The sequence below is a fragment of the Streptomyces sp. A18 genome (genome assembly GCF_059026065.1).
In genome coordinates, this window is record NZ_JBWLKL010000004.1 from 16,088 (window position 1) to 38,744 (window position 22,657).

The window sequence follows — 22,657 nt, forward strand, 5'->3', positions numbered from 1 at the left end:
CCACCGCCGCCGGCTACCTCCGCCGAGGCCCTTGCGGGTCCGTGGGGAAGCGCACCCGCACGCTGAGCCCGCCCCCCGCCTCGTTCGCCTCGGCGGTCGCCTGCGCCTCGTGTGCGCGGGCGATCGCGTCGACGATGGACAGGCCGAGGCCCGAGCCTTCCCCGCGCGCGTGCGTACGTTCCCGAAGGCGCCGGAAGGGCTCGAAGAGGTGCGGGACGGTCTCCGGCGGGACCACGGGGCCGGTGTTGGTGACCTCGACGCCGTCGGGGCCCGTGCGCACGTCGACCCGGCCGCCCTTGACGTTGTAGTGCAGGGCGTTCGCCACCAGGTTGTGCACGAGACGGTCCAGGAGCACCCCGTCGCCGAACACGGTGAGCGGCTCCGCGTGCAGGACGAGGGTGACGTCGAGCTCGGCCGCCTGGCCCGCGAGCCCCTCCGTCACCGCGTCGGCGATCACGTCCAGCGCGATGGGCTCCCTGCGCTCCAGACCCCGCTCCGAAGTCGCCAGGAGCAGCAGCCCCTCGATCAGATGTTCGCTGTCGTCCGCGACGGAGATCAGTTTCGTACGGATCCGGGCCACCTGCCGCGCGTCGGGCTCACCGGCGAGACCGATCTCGGCGGCGGCCCGCTGGACGGCGAGCGGGGTGCGCAGCTCGTGGGCGGCGTTGGCGGCGAACCGCTGCTGCGCGCTGACCAGTTGCTCTATCCGTCCGAGCATCTCGTCGAAGGTGTCGGCCAGCTGCTTCAGCTCGCCGGGCGGGGCGTCGAGCGCGATCCGCTCGTGCAGGTTCTCGCCGGACAGGCGGCGCGCGGTGCCGGTGATCACGGCCACGGGGCGCAGTACGCGGCCCGCCATCCACCAGGCGAGGAGGATGGAGAGCGCCGCGTACACGAACAGCACGATGACGGAGACGGTGAGCAGCCTGCTGAGGGCCGCCTGCTCGGCGACATCGCTGATCTTCGTGACGGCGAGCCCCTGCGCGATGTCGGCGGACGTGACGCCGTCGGTGGGCAACGTCCTGGCGACCGAGGCGGACGGAGTCGGACTCGGCATCTGCCAGGGCGGACTCAGCCGCCGGGCGGGGACCGCGGTCGTGACGGCGGTACTGATCGAGGAGTACAGCCCTTGCCGTACGAGGAAGTAGACGAGCCCGGTGAGCAGCCCGCCCGCGAGGACGAGCATGCCGCCGTAGAGGGCGGTGAGGCGGGCGCGCTCGCTGCTGAGGCCGCCGACGCGGAAGCCGCGGCCCCCGGAGCGCGCCTCGCCGAAGCGCCTCACGCCGACCAGCCCGTGATCCGGTAGCCCGCGCCGGGGACCGTCTCCACCACCGGGGGCTCGCCCAGCTTGGTGCGGAGCTTGGAGAGGGTGACGCGGACCGCGTTCGTGCGGTAGCTGGTGTCCTCCTCCCAGACCTGTTCGATCAGGTCGTCGCCGCTGACCACCGCGCCCTCCGCCCGCAGCAGCGCCTCCAGGACCGCGAACTCCTTGCGGGAGAGCGCCAGATGACGGCCGTCGCGGCTTGCCTGGCGGCGGGCCGTGTCCAGGACGACGCCCGCGCGTTCGATCACCGGCGGGAGCGCGGGGCGCGTGCGGCGGCCGAGGGCCAGGACACGGGCGAGGAGTTCGTCGTACGCGAAGGGCTTGGTCAGGTAGTCGTCGGCGCCCAGACCCAGGCCCGCGACCCGGTCCCGGATCGTGGCCGACGCAGTCAGCATCAGGACCCGGGTGAGCAGCCGCTGCCCCACCACCCTGCGGCACACCTCGTCGCCGTGCAGGCCCGGCAGGTCCCGGTCCAGGATGACGACGTCGTACTCGCCGAGCTGGAGCTTGCGCAGCGCCGTCAGGCCGTCGGCCGCGACGTCGACCGCGAGCGCGTCGCGGCGCAGCCCGTCGGCGATCATCTCGGCCAGGAATTCCTCGTCCTCCACCAGCAGTACGCGCATGCGGCCCTGTGTACCTGAAGTGCACCTTTCGTCGGTGTAAGCGTCTCCGTTGAGAGAAACGAAACCTCCCTTCCCGTCAGCCTGTGCGCGTCGACGTGACAACGCGACTACGCGACCAGTGAAGGGGACGTCATGAGGACTCGTACGCGTTCAACGGCCATCGCAACGGGATTCGCCGCACTCGCCCTGTTCGCCGGAGCCTGCTCGTCCGGCGGCGGCGACAGCAGCCAGGACAAGGCCGACGGCGGCAAGGGCAAGCAGGCCGACGCCGCGTTCAAGGAGCGCGAGTGCCTGCGCAAGCACGGCCTCAAGGTGTCCGAGCCCAAGTCCGGCCAGGACACCCACGGGATCACCATCGGCGGCGACCTGAGCAAGGAAAAGATGGAGGCCGCCATGAAGGCCTGCAACTCGGGCAAGAGCGGCGGCGCGGGCGGCGGCTCCGTCTCCCAGGCCGACAAGGACAAGATGCTGAAGTACGCCCGGTGCATGCGCGAGAACGGTTACAACATGCCCGACCCGAAGTTCGACGGCGGCGCCATGGAAGCCCAGAAAATGCCCGAGGGCGCCGAGAAGAAGAAGATGGAGAAGGCCGCCAAGGCGTGCAAGGACATCGTCGCGTGAGGCGCCGCACCGCCGTCGTCGCCACCGTCGTGGCCCTGCTCGCCATCACCGGCGGCGGCGTCGCCGTCACCGCCCTCGCCGACAACGGCAAGGACAAGTCCGTCAGCCGGGACACCGGACTCCCGCCGGCCACCGCCCCCGTCGAACGCGGCGACCTCAGCAGCGGCACCCAGACCGACGGCACCCTCGGCTACGCCAAGGAGAGCAAGATCAACGCGGGCACCACCGGCACCCTCACCTGGTCGCCGGGCAGCGGCTCGACCATCGAGCGCGACGGACGCCTGTACGAGGTCAACGGCGCCCCGGTGCGCCTCATGTACGGCACCGAGCCCATGTACCGCACGCTCAAGACCGGCGACGAGGGCAACGACGTACGGCAGCTGGAAGAGAACCTCCAGGCGCTCGGGTACGGGGCCGGGCTCGCCGTCGACGACGAGTACACGGCGGGGACGGCGGCCGCCGTCAAGCAGTGGCAGAAGGCGCACGAGCGCAAGCAGACGGGGCGCGTCGGCCCCGACCAGATCGCCTTCTCGCCGGGCGGCGTCCGCGTGAAGTCCACCGAGTCGTCCGTCGGCGACCAGGTCGCGCCGGGCAAACCGGTGCTCAGCACGACCGGCTCCGAGCGGGTCGTACGGTTCCAGCTCGACGTCGCCGAGGGGAAGCTCGCCAAGGTGGGCACCAAGGTCACCGTGGACCTGCCGGACGGCACGACGGTCAAGGGCGAGGTCGCTTCCGTCGGCAAGACCGCCAAGCCGGGCGACGACCCCGCCGACAAGACCCCCAAGATCCCGGTGACCGTCTCCTTCGACGACCCCGGCAAGGTCGACGGCTTCGACCAGTCCCCGGTGACGGTCAACCTCACCGGAGAGACCCGCGAGGACGTCCTCTCCGTCCCCGTCAACGCCCTGCTCGCACTGCCCGGCGGCGGCTACGGCGTCCAGGTCGTCGAGAACGGCCGCGCCCGCCAGGTGAAGGTCGAGCTCGGCATGTTCGGGCAGGGGCGGGTCGAGGTGACCGGCGGCGGTCTGAAGGACGGAATGAAGGTCGGGGTGCCCAAGATATGAGCGCCGTCGTGGAGTTGGGCGGGGTCACCAAGGAGTACCCGGGCGGGGTCGCCGCCCTGCGCGGCGTGGACCTGAGGATCGAGGAGGGCGAACTCCTCGCCATCGTCGGCCCCTCCGGGTCCGGCAAGTCGACGCTGCTGCACATCATCGGCACCCTCGACCGCCCGTCGGAGGGCTCGGTGGCGATCGCCGGACACGACGTCGCCACGCTCGCCGACCGCAGCCTCTCCGCGCTGCGCGCGCGGCACATCGGCTTCGTGTTCCAGGCGTTCCATCTGGTGCCGGGGATCAGCGCGCGCGACAACGTGGCGGAAGGGCTCCTGTACTCCGGGCTCTCGCGCGGAGAGCGTCGCGCGAGAGCCGCGGAGGCGCTCGACCGCGTCGGCCTCGCGGACCGAATGAAGCACCGCCCGCACGAACTCTCAGGCGGTCAGAAGCAGCGCGTGGCCATCGCACGTGCGGTGGTGGGAGCGCCGGACCTGCTCCTGGCCGACGAGCCGACCGGGGCGCTCGACTCGGCGTCCGGCGAGGCGGTGATGGAGCTGCTGCACGATCTCAACGCGGAGGGGGCGACGATCGCCGTCATCACGCATGACACGGAGATCGCGACACGGCTGCCGCGGCAGGTGCGGATCCGGGACGGGCAGGTGGTCGCGGATGTGCGTGCCGCGCCTTGTGAGGGGGTGCTCGCCGGATGATCCGTACGAAGAAGATCAGGAACCCGCGGTTGAAGGCGGCGCGGCTCGGGCCGAGGGACGTCCTGCACGTCGGTTCGGCGGGGCTGCGCAGCCGTCCCGTGCGGGTCGTGCTGTCCGCGCTGGGAATCGCCATCGGGATCGCCACAATGATCGCGGTGGTAGGCATCTCATCCTCCAGCAAGGCGCAACTCATGCGTGAGCTGGACGAGTTGGGCACGAACATGCTGGTGGCCTCGCCGGGGGAGCCGATGTTCTCCGGGGAGAAGGTGGTGCTCCCGCGGGACGCGGCGGGCCGGGTCTCCCGGGTGAAGGGCGTGGAGGACGTCGGCGCGACCGGTGACATCGACCGCACCGTGCGGCGCAGCGAGAAGATCCCCGAGGACGAGACCGGCGGCATCTCCGTCAAGGCGGCGACCGAGGGGCTCCTGAAGGTGCTGCGCGGGGAGATGGGGCACGGGACGTGGTTCAACGCGGCCAACAGCCGCTACCCGTCGATCGTCCTCGGCCACGTCGCGGCGGACCGCCTCGGCATCACGCGGGCCGGCCAGCAAGTGTGGGTGGACGACCGGTACTTCACGGTCGTCGGCATCCTCGACCCGCTGCCGCTCTCGCCCGACGTGGAGCGCTCGGCCCTCGTGGGCTGGGGGGCGGCGAAGAGCGAGCTCGGCTTCGACGGCCGTCCGACATCGGTGTACGAGCGGTCGACCGACGCCTCGGTGCACGAGGTCCGCAGCCTGCTCGCGGCCTCGATCGACCCGGAGAACCCGCGGAACGTCCAGGTCACCGACCCGTCGTCGGCGCTCAAGGCGAAGGCGGCGACGGAGGGAGCGTTCTCCACGCTGCTGCTGGGCCTCGGCGGGATCGCGCTGCTGGTGGGTGGAGTCGGGGTGGCCAACACCATGATCATCTCAGTCCTGGAGCGGCGGTACGAGATCGGCCTGCGCCGCTCGATGGGCGCGACGAAGGGGCAGATCCGGATCCAGTTCGTGACGGAGTCCCTGATGCTGTCCGGCCTCGGCGGCCTGGCGGGCATCGCGCTGGGCGCGGCGGCGACGGGCGCGTACGCGGTGTCGGGCGGACTTCCCTGGGTGGTCCCCCTGTGGGCGGTGAGCGGCGGCTTCGGGGCGACGCTGGTGATCGGGACGGTGGCTGGGCTGTACCCGGCGGTACGGGCGGCGCGGCTCTCCCCGACACTGGCACTGCACGCGGCCTAGCCGCCGGGCGGGCGGGTTTCAGGCCGTTTGCCCGGCAGCGGGCGATCACCCACCCGATGTACCGCGGGGCAATCGGGTGGGTGGGCGGGAAAGATCCGCCGCGCAGCGGCGGCCTTGAACACCCGCCCACCAACCGGCAGAAACGCGGCGGCCTTGAACCCCCGCCCACCAACCGGCAGAAACGCGGCGGCCTTGAACACCCGCCCACCCGCAGGGAAGCCCTCCCGGCAGAGAAGCCCTCCCGGCAGGGAGCCCCCCCCCCCCGCAGGGAAGCGGCCCCCCGGCGGGAGCCGTCAGCCGCGGCCCAGCGTGTGGGCCAGGTCGAGCGATGCCGCAACCCTCGCTGCGACGCTCTCCGCGTACACCGCATCCGCCCGTTCGAACTGCGTCCGGCTCGCGCCCCGCAGAAACGTCACCACCCCCAACGTCCGCCCCCGACTACGCAGCACCGCGCACAGCGCATGCACGGAGTCTTCCGGCCACTGCCTCGCCGCCGCCCACTCACGGGCGCGCTCCGGCGGTGCGGTGCCCGCGCTGGCCCGTACGGAACCCACCCGGTCCACGCACTGCGGGGCAGGGTGGCCCTCCAGGTAGCGGACGGGCAGGCCCGCCCTGGCCACCGGAAGGCAAGGGCCGGGAGCGCCCGCGGGCGTGGCCGCGGCACGCACGAGCCGCACCGGATCCCCCTCGCCCGCCACCAGATCGATCAACGCATGGTCGGCGAAACCGGCCAGTGCGAAGTCCAGTTGGACCGTCGCCGCCTCCGTCGGATCCTCGCACTCGCCCGCCGCCCGCGCGGCCCGGTGCAACTGCTGCGAGCGGAAGCGCAGTTGCGCCGCGTCCTGCTCGGTCTGCTTGGCCTCCGTCACGTCCAGGAAGAGCCAGGCCACCCCCAGCGGCACCGGCTCCTCCGCGAGCGGCGAAGCGAGCCGCAGGAAGCCGCTGCGCCAGCAACGCCGCTCCGGCTCACCGCTCTCCGTGGCCCGCACGGAGACCCACATCTCGGCGGGCGCAGGCGGCGCGCCCTCCGCGAGCACATGGGTCAGCGCACTCTCCAGCTCCTCCACACCCTGCCCGAGCAGCTCACCCAGGGGCCGCCCCAGCAGAGCCGTACGCCCCATCCCCAGCGCCCGCGCGGCGTGTTCGTTCGCCACGGCGGGACGCAGATCGGCGTCGACGAGCACCACACCCCACGACGCGCTGTCGAACAGGGCCTCGCTCAGCGCGATGGACCGCTCCAGGTCGATCTGCGCGTGGACCTCGCTGAACGCGCAGTACACCCCGGAAGGTTTCCCGTCCCCGCCCCGCACGGCCGCGGACTGGGTCCGCACGAGTACCCGCCCGCCGTCCTTCGTCAGGAGCGCGAACTCGTGCACCTGCCGCCCGCGGGCCTCCATGGCCGACAGGAGCCGTGCCTGGACCTCCTCGGCATCGGCGGTCCGCACCGCCCACCCCGCGAACCCCTGCCGCCCGACGGCCTCCGCCGCCGACCACCCGAGAATCCGCTCGGCCTCACGATTCCAGTGCGTCACCACTCCATCGGAGTCGAACGCGCACAGGGCGGCGTCCATCCCGTCCAGCAGTGCCGCGAGCAATTCGGCCCCACCGGGCTCGGGTTCTTCGGGCCCCAGCTCGTCGGTGGTTCCGCTACGCCGGGAAGCACTCACCTGGCACCCCCTGCAGGCCGTGTCCTCATGAGCTGCATGTTCTGCGAGTTCTGCATGTACCGCACGTCAGATCATTCAACTCGAACGTGACGCAGCCCACAGGCACTTCCCGGAAGTTGGACGAAATCGTTGCCCGCGAAATGTGGGGAGCGGGCGCGGTGCCCAGAATCAGACGCACGTCCAAAGATTCGCACGAATGGCTGTCGTCGGGTGATCCAGCCGTTGATGCCGTGCCTCCCTGCCCGCGCCCGCGAGCTGCTCAGCGCTGGTCACGCCGTGGTCCATCGGCACGGCCCTTCACCATCCGGCTGAAGGACCGCACGCGCGTCGACTCGGAGACTCGAAAAACCGGTTGAGCCGAGCCGACCCGGTTTCCTATGGTGTGAGTCATCACGGAGAGGAGGTGGTTCGGCAGATGTATCGAAACCGGACGCGTGAGGTGACTGCGGGCTAGTGGCCCGTCGTCGCAACTCGATTTCGGCGCCGGACCAGCACGTGTGATGTGCGTGCAGCCGGCCCAATCCCAAGCAGTCACCCGACCCGCGAGCCGCCGGTGAGTCCGGCCGGCTTCCCGCCGTTCCGTACGGCGGGGACCACGGCTCGCGGGTCGTCTGCGTTCCAGGGCCCCGCGGACCCTCAGCCCTTGCTGACCGCCGTCAGGATCTCCGGCAGCCGCCGCGCCACCCTCGGCGCCGCGAGCCGCAGGCCGAAGTGCGTGATCACCGTTCCGTAGACCGCGCCCAGCGGGAGCAGGACCCAGGACCAGTCGCTCGCGCCCGAGACGTGCAGCCAGATCGTGAAGGCAAGCACCGGGGCGCAGAGCAGGGCCGCGGCGACCATTCCGCCGAAGATCGAGATCCAGGCCAGGCCCGCCTGCCCGGGGGCCACGTTCTTGTAGCCCTCCTGCGGGATCGAGTAGGGGAAGCGCGCCGAAGACCAGGCGCCCGTCGCCAGCATCGCGCCGAGCAGCGCGAAGGAGAGGCCGAGGGCTTCCGCGAGGCCCGTCCAGTCGCCCAGGACGGCCGCCGTGACGACCGTCACCAGCGTCGCGTACGGGAGGGTGATCACCAGGAGGGCAAGGGCGCGGGCGCGGAGTTCGACGTAGGCGTCGTACGTCGACGAGATCGTCATCGCGACCATCCAGAACGCCGAGGTGTCCTGACCGAACTGGTTGTACATGAGGACGCCGAGCATCCCGGCCGCGAAGCACGCGAAGTAGATCGATCCCGTGCCCTGCAAGGCGTTGAAGAGCGGCACGATGAGGCCGATGGCCAGGGACGTCACCCAGGCGGCCTTCGTCTTCGGGTCGCGCCACACGTAGCGCAGGCTGCGCTCCATGACCGTGCCGGTGCGTCCGCCGGGCAGCAGCCTGCCCAGGCCGCGCGTCGAGCGGGCCTTGGTGGGTTCCGCCGCCGCGAGCGTCGAGCCGTCGGGGGCCGTCATCAGGTGGGTGAGGCTGCGCTGCCAGAGGGCGAGGAGGCCCGCGAGAGCCGCCGCGCTCAGGGCGAGTCGGGCGATCCCGGCCGCGTACGCACCCTCGCTCACCGAATCGACGGCGGCGATGGCCGACGCGGGCGGGATCCAGCTCACGACGTCCGCCGCCGGGTCGAGCTGCGAGAGCCCCGACGAACCGAGCCGCTGCGCCCCGAAGTTGACGACCTGTGCGCCGACCGCGATGACGAGGCCGCTCAGAACGGCCAGATCACGCCCCTTGCGGCTGGTCAGGAGGCGGATGTTGGCGGCGGCGACGGTGCGCGCCAGGGCCACGCACACGAGCAGGGTGAGTGCGATCGCCAGGACTCCGGTGACCGCCGCTGCCGCGCCGTGCGCGAGCGCGATCACCGAGCCGAGCGCGAGGCAGAGGGTGAAGAGCGGGCCGATGCCCACGAGGGACGCCACGAGGAGTGCGCGCACGAGGGGCCGCGGGCGCAGCGGCAGCATGACCAGGCGGGTGGGGTCGAGGGTCTCGTCGCCGCTGGCGAAGAAGAGCGGCATCACGGCCCAGCCGAGCGCGAGGACGGCGGTGAGCAGGACGGAGACGGTGGCGGCGTGTTCGTTGCCGCGCAGGGCGATCAGGCCGAGGAGTTGGAGAGCGGCGACGAGGAGAGCGGCGACGACGGACGCGATGTAGGCGGCTCGGCGGCCCGTCGACTGGTGCAGGCCGTTGCGCAGGAGCGAGAGCTTCAGCCGTACGAAGACGGGGGTGACCGAGGGGGACGTAGCCGTGCTCATCGGGTGCCGCCGCCCAGCCAGTCGAGGTGCGAGCCGGTGTCGCGGCCGTTCGCGCCGACCAGCTCCAGGAACGCCTGCTGCAGCGAGGGCGATGCGCCGCGCACCTCGGCGAGCGTTCCCTGGGCGCGGATGCGCCCCGCCGCCATCACGGCGACCCAGTCGCAGAGCGATTCGACGAGCTCCATGACGTGGGAGGAGAAGACGACCGTCGCCCCGGATGCCGTGTAGCGCTCCAGGACGCCGCGGATGGTCTGTGCGGAGACGGGGTCGACGCCCTCGAAGGGCTCGTCCAGGAAGAGGACTTCGGGGTTGTGGAGCAGAGCGGCGGCCAGGCCGATCTTCTTGCGCATGCCCGTCGAGTAGTCGACGACGAGTTTGTGCTGGGCGCCCGCGAGGTCGAGTACGTCCAGGAGTTGGGTGGATCTCTTGTCGACCTCGTCGCCGGGGAGCCCGCGCAGCCGTCCGGTGTACGCGAGGAGTTCGCGTCCGGAGAGGCGCTCGAAGAGGCGCAGCCCTTCGGGCAGGACACCGATGCGGGCCTTGACCTGGACGGGGTCGGACCACACGTCGTGACCGACGACCTCCACGGATCCCTGGTCCGGCCGCAGGAGGCCGGTCACCATGGAGAGGGTGGTGGTCTTCCCGGCGCCGTTCGGGCCGACGAGGCCGATGAACTTGCCTGCGGGCAGGGTGAGATCGATCCCGGCGACGGCGATCTGTTGGCCGAAGGCCTTCCACAGTCCCTGCACTCGTACCGCGGCGGGTACCGCCTCCGGTGCTGCCTCGCTCACCGTGTCCGCCTTTCGTCGCCGTTTCCGCACGATACGTCGGGGAGCGGCACAAACGCCGGACGGGCTGGAAATCCAGCCCGTCCGGCGTCCGAGTCCCCGCGGTGCGCTACCGCCGCGCCTCGCGCCCGCACGCGTACGCCAACGGCGAGATGATCTCCTCGGCGTCGGGCAGCCACCGGTTGGCCGCGGTGGGGCGGCACGCCCACTGCACGGCGCCCGACGCGCCGAAGCGGGTCGGGGGAGCGGCGACGTACGTCCCCTCGCCCAGTGCCACGAGGTCGATCGCGGCGGGCGGCCAGCCCAACTTGCGTACGAGGTCGGGGACCTTCGCGGCGGCGCCGGGGAGGACGAAGAACTGCATCCGGCGGTCGGGCGTACAGGTGACCGGGCCGAGGGTCAGCTCCATGCGCTCCATGCGGGCGAGCGCGAGGAACCCCGCGGTCTCCGGCACGTCGATCGCGTCGAACGTACGGCCTGTGGGCAGCAGGATCGAGGACTTCGGCTGCTTGTTCCACAGCCTCCTTGCGACGGTCGCGCTCCCCGTCGCCTGCGTGGCCCAGTCCTCGCGCGCCGGGTGCGAACCGGGCGTCGTGCACGCCGTGTCACCGCACGAGCAGATTTCGGCCCCCTCGACGGACTCGAGCCACGTCCCGGGGAACACGTCCCAGTGGCGCTCTTCCGCGTATCGCACGGCCGTGTCCAGCAAGGATTCTCCGCGCTGCTTCGGGATGTGCGCGGCTGACGTGACTCCCATGGTCTCTTCCACGGACTTCTCAACTCCGCCCGCCACCTACGGTTACGGCTGTCGCGTGCGCTGGGGCGGAGCATCGATCCTGCATGTGGGGCGCATGGGTGCACGGGCGGGGGCGCGCATGGGGAATGGGTTCCATGTGCGGGTAGCCAAGACTGTGGCACTCCGAAGATGCCCAGTTGCTGACTTATCGTCCGTTTGTGGTGCATCTTCCGTTTGTTCCAAGGGCATTGATCATCTGGGGTGGCTGATTCCGGCCCCTCCGTCCAGATGAACCACGGTGCACATCAGGGGGTACGCCATGGCCGCAAGGCCGCTCGTCGCGCGGCAGCCCAACGAAAGGCTGCAGGCACTCATTCAGGAAGCGGGCTGCTCGAACGCGGGCCTGGCCCGCCGGGTCAACATGTGCGGCGCGGAGCACGGTCTCGATCTGCGCTACGACAAGACATCGGTCGCCCGGTGGCTGCGCGGTCAGCAGCCGCGCGGCAGGGCGCCCGGCATCATCGCCGAGGCACTCGGCCGCAAGCTCGGCCGGACCGTCACGATCGACGAGATCGGCATGGCGAACGGCAAGAACCTCGCCTCCGGCGTCGGCCTGCAGTTCTCGCCCACCGTGCTCGGCGCCATCGAGCAGGTCTGCGAGTTGTGGCGCAGCGACGTGGGGCGGCGGGACTTCCTGTCCGGCTCGTCCGTCGCCGCGTCCGCGCTCGTCGAGCCGAGCCGCGACTGGCTGATCTCGTCCCCGGACGCGCAGGTCGGCCGGATGGCCGGGCCGCGGGTCGGGCTCTGTGACGTGGCGGCGGTGCGGGCCATGACGGAGGCGCTGACGCAGCTCGACCACCAGTACGGCAGCGGGCATGTGCGGCCGGTCGTCGTGCACTACCTGAACAGCGTGGTCTCCGGGCTGCTCGCCGGTTCGTACCGCGAGGCGGTGGGGCGCGAACTGTTCGCCGCCGTCGCCCGGTTGACGGAGCTCGCCGGGTACATGGCGGTGGACACGGGCCAGCCGGGCCTTGCGCAGCGCTACTACATCCAGGCACTGCGGCTCGCGCAGGCCGCCGGAGACCGGGGGTACGGCGGGTACGTACTGGCCGCGTCCATGAGCCATCTCGCGGCGCAGCTCGGAAACCCGCGGGAGATCGCGCAGTTGGCGCGGGCGGCCCAGGAGGGGACGCGCGGGCGGGTCACCCCGCGCGCCGAGGCCATGTTCTACGCCGCCGAGGCCAGGGGACACGCGCTGCTCGGGGACGGACGCTCGACGCAGGTCGTCGCGGGCCGTGCGGTCGAGGCGATGGACCGGGCGTCCGGGGAAGCGGAATCGGGCGACGACCCGGTGTGGATCAAGCACTTCGACCACGCCTATCTGGCCGATGAACTGGCCCACTGCCACCGCGACTTGGGGCAGGCGGACGCGGCGGCGCGCAGCGCGGAGGAGTCCCTCGCGGGGCATCCGCAGACGCGGGCGCGGCGGCGGGCCATCGGTCTGGTCCTGCTCGCCACGGCGCAGGTGCAGCGCCGGGAGGTCGAGCAGGCGTGCAACACGGGCCTGAAGGCGGTCGAACTGCTCGGCACACTGCGGTCGAACCGCGGCGCCGAGTATCTGGAGGACCTCCAGCAGCGGCTCGAGCCGTACCGCGAGGAGCCGGTGGTAAGGGAGTTCGGGGCGCGGATGGACGTCCAGGCGGCTTGAGGGGCGCGGAACCGGTGCGTGAAGGGTTTGTGATGTGTGTCGCGCACCGGTGAACGTGGCCCGTCCCCGCCCTTTCCGCACCGTGAACAGCCAACTCCCGTACGCGACCGATCCGGCAGGTGACGTAATCAGCGTTTCGCGGAGAGCTTTTGTTACTTCTGCGATTGAGGCGGCCCCGGAGGTTTGAGCTGCGTGGCCGACGGCTGTGGCGACCCGGTAGCGTGAGCCGACGGTTCCGTAGGTCCCCCATTCGTAGGAGTCCCGGTGACGCAGCAGAGCGGGCAAGGTGCCGCTTCCTCCGATCCGCATCCCGCGGACCGGCACGCGCACGAAGGCATCGTGCTGCCTGCCGACGGAAGCGAGCCCCTGATGCCCGGCACCACCGGTGACCAGGTGGCCCCCGCGGGCGGCAGCCCCTGGGGCCAGCCGTGGGGCCCCGCCCCCGCGGACCCGCCGCCCGGCTCCGGCCAGCCGTGGGACTCCGCGCAGGGCCAGCAGCAGACGTACGGCGCGGGCGCCCCGCTGCCCGCCGATGGCGAGCAGCACCAGGGCTATCCGCAGGGCGCTTCGTACGGGGGCGGACCCACGGGCCAGCAGCTCCCCGGCGACCCGTACGGCCAGCAGTCCCCGAACCCCGCTTACGGGGGCCAGGCGCAGGGCGGCCCTTACGGGCCGGCACAGAGCACGGGCGCACCGTACGCGGGCCAGCCGCAGGGTGGGTACGCGGGCCAGCCGCAGGGCGGCCAGTACCCGGGCCCCGCTCACGGTGGGCAGCACGCGGGTCAGCCCGCCGCCGATGTGCCCTACGCCGGGCCCGGCTCGGGTGGGGCCCACGCGGGGCGGCCCGCACTGGGCGCGCACGCGAGACCTGCGGCGGGCGGCGCCCACGCGGGTCAGCCCGCCGACGCGCCGTACCCCGGGCAGGCTGCCGATGCCTCGTACCCCGGACAGCCGGGACAGCAGGGACAGCCGCTTCCGACGGCGGGACAGCCGGGCCAGGCCGGGCAGCTGCCGCCAGCCCCTCAGGCTCCGGGTTCCGGGGGCGGCGTGCCCTTGCCGCCCGTCGCCGGAGGCCTCGCACCGCTGCCGCCCGCCGCCGCGGGTGACGCCGACGCGACGCAGTACATACCCGCGATGCCCGGCGTAGGCGCGGGCGTCGACGAAGGTGCCACCCAGTACATACCCCCCGTGGCCCCCGGCGCCCTGCCGCCCGAGGCGCCCGCCGGGGAGGCCACGCAGTTCCTCGGACACGGGCCCATGCCCGGAGCGGCACCCATGCCCCCGGCGGCCGGTTCCGACAACGAGCCCACGCAGTTCATCGCCCCCGTGCCCGCCGAGCCCGGCAAGGCGCCCTTCGGGATACGGCCCGGCGCTCCGGGTGACCGGCAGCCGCCCGCCGAGTTCGACAGCCTCTTCCGTACCGAGCAGCCGGAGTCCGAAGGCCCGGCCTCGACCCAGCAGATGCCCCGCTTCGAGCCGCCGCAGGCCGCGGCCCACGGCCAGGGCGACGGCGGCGGCAGGGCCGCACGCCGTGCCGCCGCAGCCGCTCCCGCGCCGCGCGGCGGGGGCCGCACCGGCTCGAAGGTGCCGCTCTTCGTGGCCGCAGGCGTCGTCATCGCGCTGATCGGCGTCGGCGCGGGCGCCCTCCTCAGCGGTGGCGGCGGTGACGAGGAGAAGGATGATCCCAAGACCGTCTCCGACTCCGCGCCCGCCGACGAGAAGCCCTCGCCCTCCGTCGACCCGGCCAAGGAACAGGCCGTCGCCCTGGACAAGCTCCTGGCCGACAGCAACAACAGCCGTGCCTCGGTGATCGTCGCCGTACGCAACGTCGGGAAGTGCGCCGACCTCAGCAAGTCGGCCACTGATCTGCGCAACGCGGCCAAGCAGCGCAACGGCCTGGTCACGCGTCTGTCGACCCTCTCCGTGGACAAGCTCCCGGCCAACGCCCAGCTGACCGCGTCGCTCACCAAGGCCTGGAAGGCGTCCGCATCGGCCGACAACCACTACGCCGCGTGGGCCGGTCAGGTCGCGGGCAAGAAGGGCTGCAAGAAGGGCCACGCCCGCACGACGCCGCACACGAACGCGGCGAACAAGGCGAGCGGCGAGGCGACCACGGCCAAGCAGGAGGCGGCCGGGCTGTGGAACGCCATCGCCAAGCAGTACGGGCTCACCACGCGCGACAAGTCGCAGCTGTAGGGCGACCGGACCCGACCGGAGCGGGGGGCGGGGGAGCGGGCTACTTCACCCGCTCCAGGGTCTTGGAGACGTTCACGAACCCCTTGCGCGCCGACACCAGACGGCCGTCCCGCACCGTCTGGAACGTGACGTCGGCGTTGACCAGGCGCGGGAAGTCGCTCGCCGCGAGCATGTCCTTGAAGCGCCAGCTCAGGGTGGGCGTGAGCCCGCCCGTCTCGACCTTGAGCCCCTGGTCGAGGGCCTTGCGCACCGTCCGCGCCGAGACCTCGCCGCCGTCGAGCGACTCGACGGTCTGCTTCAGGACGGTGTAGGCGATCCACGTCGTCTGCACGCCCGCATCCGTCGGGTCGATCCGGTTGTCGCCGAAGGCCTGCTGCCGGATGGCCTCGCGCATCTCGCCCCAGCGGGGGTCGCCGGCCGTCGGGTACCAGCCGGTGAGGTAGGCGCCTTCGTACGGTCCGTTGGCGCCGCCCGTGCGGTCGACGAGGGACTGGTCGACGCTGCCGAGCACGGAGGAGATCTTCGCGGTCGGGTACGCGTCCTCGGTGCGCCGGTAGGAGTCGTAGAACGTGTCCGTGCGCTCGCCGAGCGCGGCCGTCACACAGCCGCCGGTGCCCGCGTGCTCCAGTGCCTGCTCCGCCTGGGCCGTGAAGTCGGTGCCGTCCTCGGGCGCCCGGACGTCGGAGGAGGACCGGCTGTGGCCCTCCGCGAGGCCCGCGTCCAGGAGGTTGGGGAGATCGTCGCCGGCGATGGTGTCGGGGCGTACGAGGGAGACGTGGTCGCAGTCGGCGGCGAGCTGGCGGCCGTTGCCCGCCATGAGCGCCGGTGTGCCGCCGTTGACGGGGTACGACAGAGGGCTGCTGAACTCCTCGTTGGTGATGCCGTACCCGCCTATGTACGGGATGCCGGCGACCTGGAGGGGCGAGAGGAAGGACTGGCCGTGCTGGCTGTAGGAGCCGACGACGGCGGCGACCTCCATGTCGACCGCCTTGCGGGCGCAGTCGGCGGCGCCCACCGGGTCGTTGTGGTCGTTGCAGGTGATGACCTTGAGCTTGCGGCCGTCGAGGCCGCCGTTCGCGTTGACCCAGCGCGCGTAGGCCTGCGCCATCGCGGGGATGCCGGGCTTGTTGGTCGCCTTGGTCTTCTCCGGGGCCCAGGTCATGACGGTCACGGGGTCCTTGCTGGATCCCCCCGTGGAGCCTGGGATGACCCCGCACGCGGAGGTCACGGACGCACATGCCGCCAGCAGGGCGGTCGCGGTGAGTGCTGCGGACTTGGAGGGGCGGGGGAACACGGTGCGTCGCGAGACGGGCATGGTCCTGCACGATTCCGCCGCAGTGCCAACCATGGAGTGACGCGCTCTCAACGCATGGTGACAAGAAGGTGAATGGCAGGGGCCGGTTCGGCTGCGCGAAAGGGGAACGTACGATCGATGACCGTGCAAGGTTCGGAGAACTCTTCCCGTCGTGGCCGTCGCTCAAGCACCATGGGCGGCATGCCAACGAACGACATGCCATGGTGGCGCTGGCGCAGCAACGTGCGCTCGGCGCTGCACATGCTCTCCGACCCGGGGTTCCAGCGTGAGTGCTGGCTCGCCGGGCGCGACGAGTACGGGGACGTGACCGACGCCGTGTACCGCCTGGTCGAGGACACGTGGCTCGACAACTGGTCCGCCGAGAAGTACGTCGGGACGATCTTCCGCGACGCCGAGGAGGCGACCCTCGTCGACGCGGCGGTCCTGCGGGTGCTGCGGATCATGCACGAGGTGGGACCGGACGCCCTGGTGTCCGCCTATCTCGATCACCCCGGGTGGCCGGAGGCGGTCCGGGCCGCGCGGGACGCCCATGTGCGGCTCTCCGTCAGCGACGGGGACGACCCCGATGTGCCGCCGCGGACGCTGGAGATCCTTCGGATCATGACGCGGGCCGGGAGCTGAGCGGGCACCTGGCGGTCCGCGGGGGGCGCTGGTTGTGGGAACCTTGGGCGCATGACTGAGAAGGTCCCCGCCCCCGCTGAGCAGTACGTCCTCACCCTCTCCTGCCCGGACAAACAGGGCATCGTGCACGCCGTGTCGAGTTTTCTCTTCATGACCGGGTGCAACATCGAGGACAGCCAGCAGTTCGGCGACCACGACACCGGCCTTTTCTTCATGCGCGTCCACTTCTCGGCGGAGCCGCCGGTGACGGTGGAGAAGCTGCGGGCGAGCTTCGCGGCGATCGGTGACTCCTTCCACATGGACTGGCAGGTGCACCGCGCCGACGACAAGATGCGCGTCGTCCTCCTGGTCTCGAAGTTCGGGCACTGCCTGAACGACCTGCTCTTCCGCTCGCGGATCGGCGCACTGCCGGTCGAGATCGCGGCGGTCGTCTCGAACCACACGGACTTCGCCGAGCTGGTCGCCTCGTACGACATCCCCTTCCACCACATCCCGGTGACCAAGGACAACAAGGCGCAGGCCGAGGCGCAGTTCCTGGAGCTGGTGCGCGCCGAGAACGTGGAGCTCGTCGTCCTCGCCCGCTATATGCAGGTGCTCTCGGACGACCTCTGCAAGCAGCTCAGCGGCCGGATCATCAACATCCACCACTCCTTCCTGCCGAGCTTCAAGGGCGCGAAGCCCTACCACCAGGCGCACGAGCGCGGTGTGAAGCTGATCGGCGCGACCGCCCACTATGTGACGGCGGACCTCGACGAGGGCCCGATCATCGAGCAGGAGGTCGAGCGGGTCGGCCACGACGTCACGCCGAACCAGCTGGTCGCGATCGGCCGTGACGTCGAGTGCCAGGCACTGGCGCGCGCCGTGAAGTGGCATGCAGAGCGCAGGATCCTGCTGAACGGGCGCCGGACGGTCGTCTTCACCTGACCCCGGGTGCTTACATCCGGCTCAGCGAAGCCGCCGCGAACAGCACGTCCCTGATCGCCTCGCGATCCCCGTCCTGCCCCGCTGCCGCCTCCTCCGGCGACACGTGGCCCGCGGCGAGGCGGCAGAACTCGACGCCGTCCAGTGCGACGTGGGCCACCTCACGGTCCGCCGACGCGTCGGCGGCGGGGGAGTCGAGCGGGATGAACCACTCGCCGCCGCCCATGCCCTCGACCTCAAGGCGCAGGCTCCGGCCCGGAGCGCCCGCCGCCACCAGGCCGCGCGACGGGGACGCGATCCCCGAGCGGCGGCGGTCGGCCAGCGTGCTCGGCAGCAGCCGGGCGGCGAGGTCGATCATGCGGTGCAGATGGCGCGGGGACGGCGGTTCGTACGGATAGTCCACCGCGTCCGCGATGTCGCCCGCGTGGATCCAGCACTCGAAGGCGCGGTCCAGCATCGAGTCCCGCAGCGGCAGCTCGATGCGGCGGCCCTTGTCGTCCGGGGCGCTGTACGGGACGGTGAGGCCGCCCGAGCCGGAGCCGTGCGTGCCGCCCGCCGTGAAGGACACCGTGCGGATCAGCTCGTGGGTCTGCTCGCGCCAGGGGCCGCGCACCGCGCGCGTGGGCGGGAAGTACGAGGCGCGCCAGTAGGCCTCGGTGCGGTGTCCGGGGTCGGAGTGCGGGGGCGTCTGCCGGCCCAGCGGGTCGTCGAGGCCGAGGGCGAGCGCGACCAGGCCGTCGACGGCGAGCAGGTGGGCGATCACTCCGGCCACCGTCGTCTTGCGGCTGACGGGGTTGTCCTCGTCGAACCACCTCAGGCGCACCGGAGCGTGCCACTCGGAGTCGCCGATGTCCCGCAGGAGCGCGTCGAGCCGGGCGGTCTCCGCGTCGTACGGAATGGCCCACTCGGGCACCGGGATGCGCGGCGGGCGCCGCCCGAGGCAGCTCTCGATGACGCGGTTGCGCAGGCCCGGGTCGAGGTCGAGGCTCTCCTCCTGATGCAGCAGGCCCACGGCGTCGCGCAGCCGCAGGGCCTCTTCCGCGCAGGGGCCGCAGTGGCCCAGGTGCTCCTCGACGGCTATCGCCTCGTCGACCGAGCAGGCGGCGAGGGCCCAGGCCCCGAGGAGGGACTTCAGGACGCGGTGGTCGAGGGCGAGGGGAGGATCGGGCAAGGGGTTTCCGGTGTCTTCTATGGAGGCGCGCGGCATCGGTATGCGGGGAGGCCGGCGGGAGTCCTTCTGCTCGTCCTCGCGGTCCTTGCCCGCCGCGCCGTCGCCGCCGCCGTTCTCCGGGCGGTCCGGTTCCTCGAACGGTTCCTGCCGGTCGGGGCCGCCCTTCACAGCGCTCTCCCGTAACCGGGATGCGGGCCCGGCGCGGGGTGCTCCGCCGGTGCCGCCGTGTCGTTCGCCGTGGAGAGCAGCTGCAGGCCCAGGCGCAGGCGGCGGCGCGCCTCGTCCTCCGTGACGCCGAGGTCGGCGGCCGTCTGGCGGTAGTCGCGCCGCTGGAAGTAGGCGAGTTCGAGGGCGGCGCGCAGCGGGGCGGGCATGGCCGTGACGATGTAGTCCGCGCGGGCGGCGGCGGACGCGCGGCGCACCTTGCGCTCCAGGTCCTCCGTGGTGCCCTCGCCGCCGCGGGCCAGGGCGGCGGACTCGGTCTGGCGGAGGCGCCGGACGGCTCGCTGGTGGGTGAGCGTGGCTACCCAGGAGCGCAGGGGGCCCTGCTTGGGGTCGTACGCGTCGGGGTTCTCCCAGATGTGGGCGAAGACCTCGCGGGTGATCCGGTCGGCGGCCTCCTCGTCCCCGAGCACGCGGTGGGCGAGGCCGTGCACGAGCGAGGCGAAGCGGTCGTACAGCTCTCCGAGAGCGGCCGCCTCCCCGTGCGTCAGTCGCTGCTGCATGCGGCGGTCCCAGCGACGCGGCGCGTCCTTCGCCATGCGGCCCCCTCTGCGCGTGCCGTCCTTACCCGTGCCGTTCTCTGCCCGTGAACCTCCATCGAATGTAGTCGCCACCACCGACAACGCACTCCCCTTTACGGCAAAGTGCGGCCGTGCCCGGCCTCGGATGATAGGGAGCGGCATCCTGGTGTTTCATGGAGAAGAGGTGGGGCAGCCGCGACGTAGGAAGCGTAGGGAAGGCTTCCGCATCGGCGAGCTACGAGCGAGCGGTTTCAGCGAGCGAGAGGCGTGCGAGTGACGCTGCAGGTGGCCGTGGACGAGCAGGACGGCTGGGCCGTCCTGCGGGTGTCCGGCGAGATGGACCTGGTGACCTCGCCGATCGTGCGCCAGGGCGTGCACGACGCGGTGGCCGACGGCCGCCACAGTCTCGTCCTGGACCTCTCGGACGTCCTGTTCTGCGACTCCAGCGGCGTCGGCGTGCTGATCGCCACACGCCGCCTGTTCCGCTCCTGTCAGGGGCGCCTGCGCCTGATACTGCCCGCGAAGGGCGCCGAGGACGGCTCCCACGTGAACCGCGTCCTCGCGGCCCTCGGCGTACGGCGGCTCTTCGAGGTCTTCCCGGACGTGGCTGCGGCGGTGGACGACGAGGCCGTGCCGCTCTCCGCGTGAGGCGGCCCCGGTGATCATCCAGGGGCGACTCCTGGTAGAACCTCTCTTGTCCCGGTCTTGGCACAAGCGCCGGCTTCCCGCCTCCGGGCGGTCGCCGAACACGTACGCTCGCTGCCAGAGACACCCGGGGAACCCCCAGTGCACACGCACCCAACCGCAGAAGTGAGGCGGCCCGAACACCATGGACAGTGCCGAGTACGAGCGTAAGATCGCGGCCCGTTTCGCCACCTTCGACCAAGACGGCAACGGCTACATCTCCCGTGAGGACTTCAGCACGGCGGCCGCCGCCCTGCTCACCGAGTTCGGCGCCACGGCACGCTCCGAGAAGGGGCAGGCCCTCTACATCGGGGCCGAGGCCTTCTGGCAGGGCATGGCCGGTATCGCCGACCGCGACGGCGACCAGCGCATCACCAAGCCGGAGTTCGTGGGCGGCGCGGTCAAGCGACTGCGGGACAACACCGACCGGTTCGCCGAGATCGCGCGGCCGTTCCTTGACGCCGTGATCGCCGTCGCGGACGGCGACGGGGACGGCGCGGTCACCCCTCAGGAGGCCGAGCGCGTCCTGAAGGCCCTCGGCGTCCCGGCGGACGTGGCCACGGCGACGAGCGGCTCGCTCGACTCGGACGGGGACGGGCGCGTGACGGAGGAGGAGATCGTCGCGGCGTTCGCGGCGTACTTCACCGTTCCCGAGTAGGTCGTCCCGGGTAGGTCGTCCCGGGTAGGTCGTCCCGAGTAGGTCGTTCCCGGGCAGGTCATCCGACCACTCAGCCGCGCGTGAAGCGTTCACGCAGCTTGTACTTGAGCACCTTGCGCAGCGTCTCGTTGCGGGGAAGGGCCTCCACCACCTCCAGTTGCTCCGGCAGCTTGTACGTGGAGAGTCCTTCCCCGCGCAGATACGCGGTCACGGACTCCAGTGTCAGGGCGGCACCGGTGGCGTCGGTGTCGTGGGCCCCCGACCGCTGTTCGATCACCGCGCAGACCCGTTCGCCCCGTTCGGGGTCCGGGAGGCCGATGACCGCCGCGTCCCCCACGGCCGGGTGCCGGTGGAGCAGGTCCTCGATCTCCTTCGCGGAGATGTTCTCGCCCTTGCGGATGATGATGTCCTTGGCCCGGCCGGTCAGGACCAGGTGCCCGGTCGTCCGTACGTGCCCCAGGTCCCCCGTGATCAGGAAGCCGTCCGCGTCGAAGACCCCGGCGCTCTGCTCGGGGTCCAAGTACCCCTGGCAGACGGCTTCCCCGCGCAGCCGGACCTCCCCGTCGACCCCGGCGGGCACCTCCTTGCCCTCGGCGTCAGTGACCCGGATCTCCATCCCGTCCGGCGGCAGACCCTCCGTCGCCGCCAGGTTCTCCGCGGTGTCGTCCGGTGCCCCCATGGTGATCATCGGCACCTCGGTCATGCCGTACCCGTGGGTGAGTTGGCAGCCCATCTCCCGTACGACGGCGTGATAGATCTCCGGCGGCTTCGGCGCGCCACCGCCCGCCAGGAGGCGCAGGGTGGGGATGAGCTTCTCGCTCTGCGCGAGCTTCCGCTGCTCGGCGAGGAACATCGAGTAGAACGCGGTCGATCCGCCCGCCACCGTCACGCCGTGTCGCCGGTAGCCGTCGAGCGCGTCCGGCAGCGCGAAGAGCTCGAACATCACCGCGGGGAAGCCGTACAGGAGCAGCATCACCGTGTAGTCGGGGCCCGCGATGTGCGCGAAGGGGAATGCCATCGAGCCGATGTCGTCCGCCGAGAGGTGCAGCGCGTGTGCGAGGCACGAGCCGCCCGCGATCAGTGAACGGTCCGTGTGCAGCACGCCCTTGGGGTCGGACGTCGTGCCCGACGTCCAGTAGATCCAGCGCACCGATGTGCCGTCGGAGGGCGGGGGCGGCAGTACGGACGGGTCTCCGTCCGGCAGGTCGTCGTATTCGTAGGCCTCGAACACGCCCCGCGCGCCGAGCCGTTCAGCCATCTCCGTGTGGTCGAAGCCGCGCCACACCCCCGGCACGGCGAAGAACTCGGCCTTCGACTCCCGTAGTGCGAAGCCGACTTCGCGGTCGCGGTAGAAGGGGATGACCGGCGACTGGACCGCGCCGATGCGGGCGAGCGCGAAGGAGAGCAGGGCGGTCTCGATGCGGGTGGGCAGCTGCCAGGCCACGACGGTGCCGGGGCGCACGCCCATGCGGTAGAGCCCCGCGGCAACGCGCTCGCAGCGGTCGCGCAGCTCGCCGAAGGTCAGCGTCCGGTCGTCGGCCGCGTCGGGGGCGGCCTGGATGAAGACGGTGGCGTCGGGGGTGAGCCGGGCGCGGCGTTCGATGAGCTCCCAGAGGGTGCGCGATGCTCCCAGTTCGTACGCGGTCTCGTTCTCCGAGGTCCTCATGCGATCCCCT

Annotated in this window: 20 protein-coding genes; 10 read left to right on the top strand and 10 right to left on the bottom strand. The window is 71.7% G+C overall.

All coding sequences use genetic code 11. The features are described from left to right. Positions 1 to 13 precede the first annotated feature (13 nt). Together AC5P1C_RS08175 and AC5P1C_RS08180 are read right to left on the bottom strand one after the other, a co-directional pair. Entirely contained in the window at positions 14 to 1,183 is a 1,170-nt protein-coding gene (locus AC5P1C_RS08175) for a sensor histidine kinase (RefSeq protein WP_493865362.1), read from the bottom strand. Positions 1,184 to 1,275: 92 nt separating this feature from the next. Continuing rightward, positions 1,276 to 1,944 carry a response regulator transcription factor gene (locus AC5P1C_RS08180; RefSeq protein WP_493865007.1) on the bottom strand — a complete coding sequence of 223 codons (669 nt, stop codon included), beginning with the start codon at positions 1,942 to 1,944 and terminating at the stop codon, positions 1,276 to 1,278. Between the two features lie 132 nt (positions 1,945 to 2,076). Between AC5P1C_RS08180 and AC5P1C_RS08185 the strand changes: the two genes are divergently transcribed. From AC5P1C_RS08185 to AC5P1C_RS08200, 4 genes are read left to right on the top strand one after another with little or no spacing between them, the layout of a single operon-like run. After that, entirely contained in the window at positions 2,077 to 2,565 is a 489-nt protein-coding gene (locus tag AC5P1C_RS08185) for a hypothetical protein (RefSeq protein ID WP_493865008.1), read from the top strand. Continuing rightward, positions 2,562 to 3,629, top strand: a complete 1,068-nt coding sequence (locus AC5P1C_RS08190) for an efflux RND transporter periplasmic adaptor subunit (protein WP_493865009.1) — start codon at positions 2,562 to 2,564, stop codon at positions 3,627 to 3,629. The genes AC5P1C_RS08185 and AC5P1C_RS08190 overlap by 4 nt, the downstream gene beginning before the upstream one ends. Next, positions 3,626 to 4,327 carry an ABC transporter ATP-binding protein gene (locus AC5P1C_RS08195; protein ID WP_493865010.1) on the top strand — a complete coding sequence of 234 codons (702 nt, stop codon included), beginning with the start codon at positions 3,626 to 3,628 and terminating at the stop codon, positions 4,325 to 4,327. The genes AC5P1C_RS08190 and AC5P1C_RS08195 overlap by 4 nt, the downstream gene beginning before the upstream one ends. Further along, positions 4,324 to 5,541 carry an ABC transporter permease gene (locus tag AC5P1C_RS08200; protein ID WP_493865011.1) on the top strand — a complete coding sequence of 406 codons (1,218 nt, stop codon included), beginning with the start codon at positions 4,324 to 4,326 and terminating at the stop codon, positions 5,539 to 5,541. Before AC5P1C_RS08195 ends, AC5P1C_RS08200 begins: the two co-directional genes overlap by 4 nt. Positions 5,542 to 5,834: 293 nt before the next feature. On the opposite strand, the gene AC5P1C_RS08205 is transcribed toward AC5P1C_RS08200, so the two are convergent. From AC5P1C_RS08205 to AC5P1C_RS08220, 4 genes are all read right to left on the bottom strand, one after another. After that, positions 5,835 to 7,208, bottom strand: a complete 1,374-nt coding sequence (locus AC5P1C_RS08205) for a PAS domain-containing protein (RefSeq protein ID WP_493865012.1) — start codon at positions 7,206 to 7,208, stop codon at positions 5,835 to 5,837. 636 nt (positions 7,209 to 7,844) lie between these two features. Further along, positions 7,845 to 9,440 (bottom strand): transporter, encoded by a 1,596-nt coding sequence (locus AC5P1C_RS08210; protein ID WP_493865013.1) that lies wholly within the window; start codon positions 9,438 to 9,440, stop codon positions 7,845 to 7,847. Continuing rightward, complete coding sequence (locus tag AC5P1C_RS08215) at positions 9,437 to 10,231, bottom strand: ABC transporter ATP-binding protein (RefSeq protein WP_493865014.1); 795 nt, start codon at positions 10,229 to 10,231, stop codon at positions 9,437 to 9,439. Before AC5P1C_RS08215 ends, AC5P1C_RS08210 begins: the two co-directional genes overlap by 4 nt. Positions 10,232 to 10,337: 106 nt before the next feature. Then, positions 10,338 to 10,985 (bottom strand): bifunctional DNA primase/polymerase, encoded by a 648-nt coding sequence (locus AC5P1C_RS08220; RefSeq protein ID WP_493865015.1) that lies wholly within the window; start codon positions 10,983 to 10,985, stop codon positions 10,338 to 10,340. A 298-nt stretch (positions 10,986 to 11,283) separates the two neighbouring features. On the opposite strand from AC5P1C_RS08220, the gene AC5P1C_RS08225 reads away from it, so the two are divergent. Both AC5P1C_RS08225 and AC5P1C_RS08230 read left to right on the top strand, forming a co-directional pair. Continuing rightward, positions 11,284 to 12,672 carry an NsdA family TPR-like regulatory protein gene (locus AC5P1C_RS08225; protein ID WP_493865016.1) on the top strand — a complete coding sequence of 463 codons (1,389 nt, stop codon included), beginning with the start codon at positions 11,284 to 11,286 and terminating at the stop codon, positions 12,670 to 12,672. A 264-nt stretch (positions 12,673 to 12,936) separates the two neighbouring features. Continuing rightward, entirely contained in the window at positions 12,937 to 14,868 is a 1,932-nt protein-coding gene (locus AC5P1C_RS08230) for a hypothetical protein (RefSeq protein ID WP_493865017.1), read from the top strand. Positions 14,869 to 14,908: 40 nt separating this feature from the next. Here the strand turns inward: AC5P1C_RS08230 and AC5P1C_RS08235 are convergent, their stop codons facing one another. Then, the gene (locus AC5P1C_RS08235) at positions 14,909 to 16,183 is read right to left on the bottom strand and encodes an ABC transporter substrate-binding protein (RefSeq protein ID WP_493865018.1); all 1,275 of its coding nucleotides are present in this window, start codon (positions 16,181 to 16,183) and stop codon (positions 14,909 to 14,911) included. Positions 16,184 to 16,300: 117 nt separating this feature from the next. On the opposite strand from AC5P1C_RS08235, the gene AC5P1C_RS08240 reads away from it, so the two are divergent. Continuing rightward, positions 16,301 to 16,804, top strand: coding sequence for an SCO4402 family protein (locus AC5P1C_RS08240; protein ID WP_493865019.1), 504 nt, complete (start codon positions 16,301 to 16,303; stop codon positions 16,802 to 16,804). A gap of 51 nt (positions 16,805 to 16,855) precedes the next feature. Continuing rightward, a complete protein-coding gene (purU, locus tag AC5P1C_RS08245) occupies positions 16,856 to 17,728 on the top strand; it encodes a formyltetrahydrofolate deformylase (RefSeq protein ID WP_493865020.1) in 873 nt (290 codons plus the stop codon). A 10-nt stretch (positions 17,729 to 17,738) separates the two neighbouring features. On the opposite strand, the gene AC5P1C_RS08250 is transcribed toward purU, so the two are convergent. Both AC5P1C_RS08250 and AC5P1C_RS08255 read right to left on the bottom strand, forming a co-directional pair. Beyond that, the gene (locus AC5P1C_RS08250; protein ID WP_493865021.1) at positions 17,739 to 19,064 is read right to left on the bottom strand and encodes a maleylpyruvate isomerase mycothiol-dependent enzyme family protein; all 1,326 of its coding nucleotides are present in this window, start codon (positions 19,062 to 19,064) and stop codon (positions 17,739 to 17,741) included. Next, the gene (locus AC5P1C_RS08255) at positions 19,061 to 19,657 is read right to left on the bottom strand and encodes a sigma-70 family RNA polymerase sigma factor (protein ID WP_493865022.1); all 597 of its coding nucleotides are present in this window, start codon (positions 19,655 to 19,657) and stop codon (positions 19,061 to 19,063) included. The genes AC5P1C_RS08250 and AC5P1C_RS08255 overlap by 4 nt, the downstream gene beginning before the upstream one ends. Positions 19,658 to 19,912: 255 nt before the next feature. On the opposite strand from AC5P1C_RS08255, the gene AC5P1C_RS08260 reads away from it, so the two are divergent. Both AC5P1C_RS08260 and AC5P1C_RS08265 read left to right on the top strand, forming a co-directional pair. Then, positions 19,913 to 20,287, top strand: coding sequence for an STAS domain-containing protein (locus tag AC5P1C_RS08260; RefSeq protein WP_493865023.1), 375 nt, complete (start codon positions 19,913 to 19,915; stop codon positions 20,285 to 20,287). Between the two features lie 181 nt (positions 20,288 to 20,468). Beyond that, positions 20,469 to 20,981 carry an EF-hand domain-containing protein gene (locus AC5P1C_RS08265; RefSeq protein ID WP_493865024.1) on the top strand — a complete coding sequence of 171 codons (513 nt, stop codon included), beginning with the start codon at positions 20,469 to 20,471 and terminating at the stop codon, positions 20,979 to 20,981. A 70-nt stretch (positions 20,982 to 21,051) separates the two neighbouring features. Here AC5P1C_RS08265 and AC5P1C_RS08270 read toward each other — a convergent pair whose 3' ends face one another. Next, complete coding sequence (locus tag AC5P1C_RS08270) at positions 21,052 to 22,647, bottom strand: class I adenylate-forming enzyme family protein (protein WP_493865025.1); 1,596 nt, start codon at positions 22,645 to 22,647, stop codon at positions 21,052 to 21,054. Positions 22,648 to 22,657 lie beyond the last annotated feature (10 nt).

Bases quoted from the DNA above. Each gene is read 5' to 3' on its own strand.
- AC5P1C_RS08185 (WP_493865008.1), top strand. From the start codon at position 2,077: ATGAGGACTCGTACGCGTTCAACGGCCATCGCAACGGGATTCGCCGCA.
- AC5P1C_RS08265 (WP_493865024.1), top strand. From the start codon at position 20,469: ATGGACAGTGCCGAGTACGAGCGTAAGATCGCGGCCCGTTTCGCCACC.
- AC5P1C_RS08210 (WP_493865013.1), bottom strand. From the start codon at position 9,440: ATGAGCACGGCTACGTCCCCCTCGGTCACCCCCGTCTTCGTACGGCTG.
- AC5P1C_RS08235 (WP_493865018.1), bottom strand. From the start codon at position 16,183: ATGCCCGTCTCGCGACGCACCGTGTTCCCCCGCCCCTCCAAGTCCGCA.
- AC5P1C_RS08195 (WP_493865010.1), top strand. From the start codon at position 3,626: ATGAGCGCCGTCGTGGAGTTGGGCGGGGTCACCAAGGAGTACCCGGGC.
- AC5P1C_RS08270 (WP_493865025.1), bottom strand. From the start codon at position 22,647: ATGAGGACCTCGGAGAACGAGACCGCGTACGAACTGGGAGCATCGCGC.
- AC5P1C_RS08225 (WP_493865016.1), top strand. From the start codon at position 11,284: ATGGCCGCAAGGCCGCTCGTCGCGCGGCAGCCCAACGAAAGGCTGCAG.
- AC5P1C_RS08240 (WP_493865019.1), top strand. From the start codon at position 16,301: ATGACCGTGCAAGGTTCGGAGAACTCTTCCCGTCGTGGCCGTCGCTCA.
- AC5P1C_RS08180 (WP_493865007.1), bottom strand. From the start codon at position 1,944: ATGCGCGTACTGCTGGTGGAGGACGAGGAATTCCTGGCCGAGATGATC.
- AC5P1C_RS08175 (WP_493865362.1), bottom strand. From the start codon at position 1,183: ATGCTCGTCCTCGCGGGCGGGCTGCTCACCGGGCTCGTCTACTTCCTC.
- AC5P1C_RS08200 (WP_493865011.1), top strand. From the start codon at position 4,324: ATGATCCGTACGAAGAAGATCAGGAACCCGCGGTTGAAGGCGGCGCGG.
- AC5P1C_RS08220 (WP_493865015.1), bottom strand. From the start codon at position 10,985: ATGGGAGTCACGTCAGCCGCGCACATCCCGAAGCAGCGCGGAGAATCC.
- purU (WP_493865020.1), top strand. From the start codon at position 16,856: ATGACTGAGAAGGTCCCCGCCCCCGCTGAGCAGTACGTCCTCACCCTC.
- AC5P1C_RS08255 (WP_493865022.1), bottom strand. From the start codon at position 19,657: ATGGCGAAGGACGCGCCGCGTCGCTGGGACCGCCGCATGCAGCAGCGA.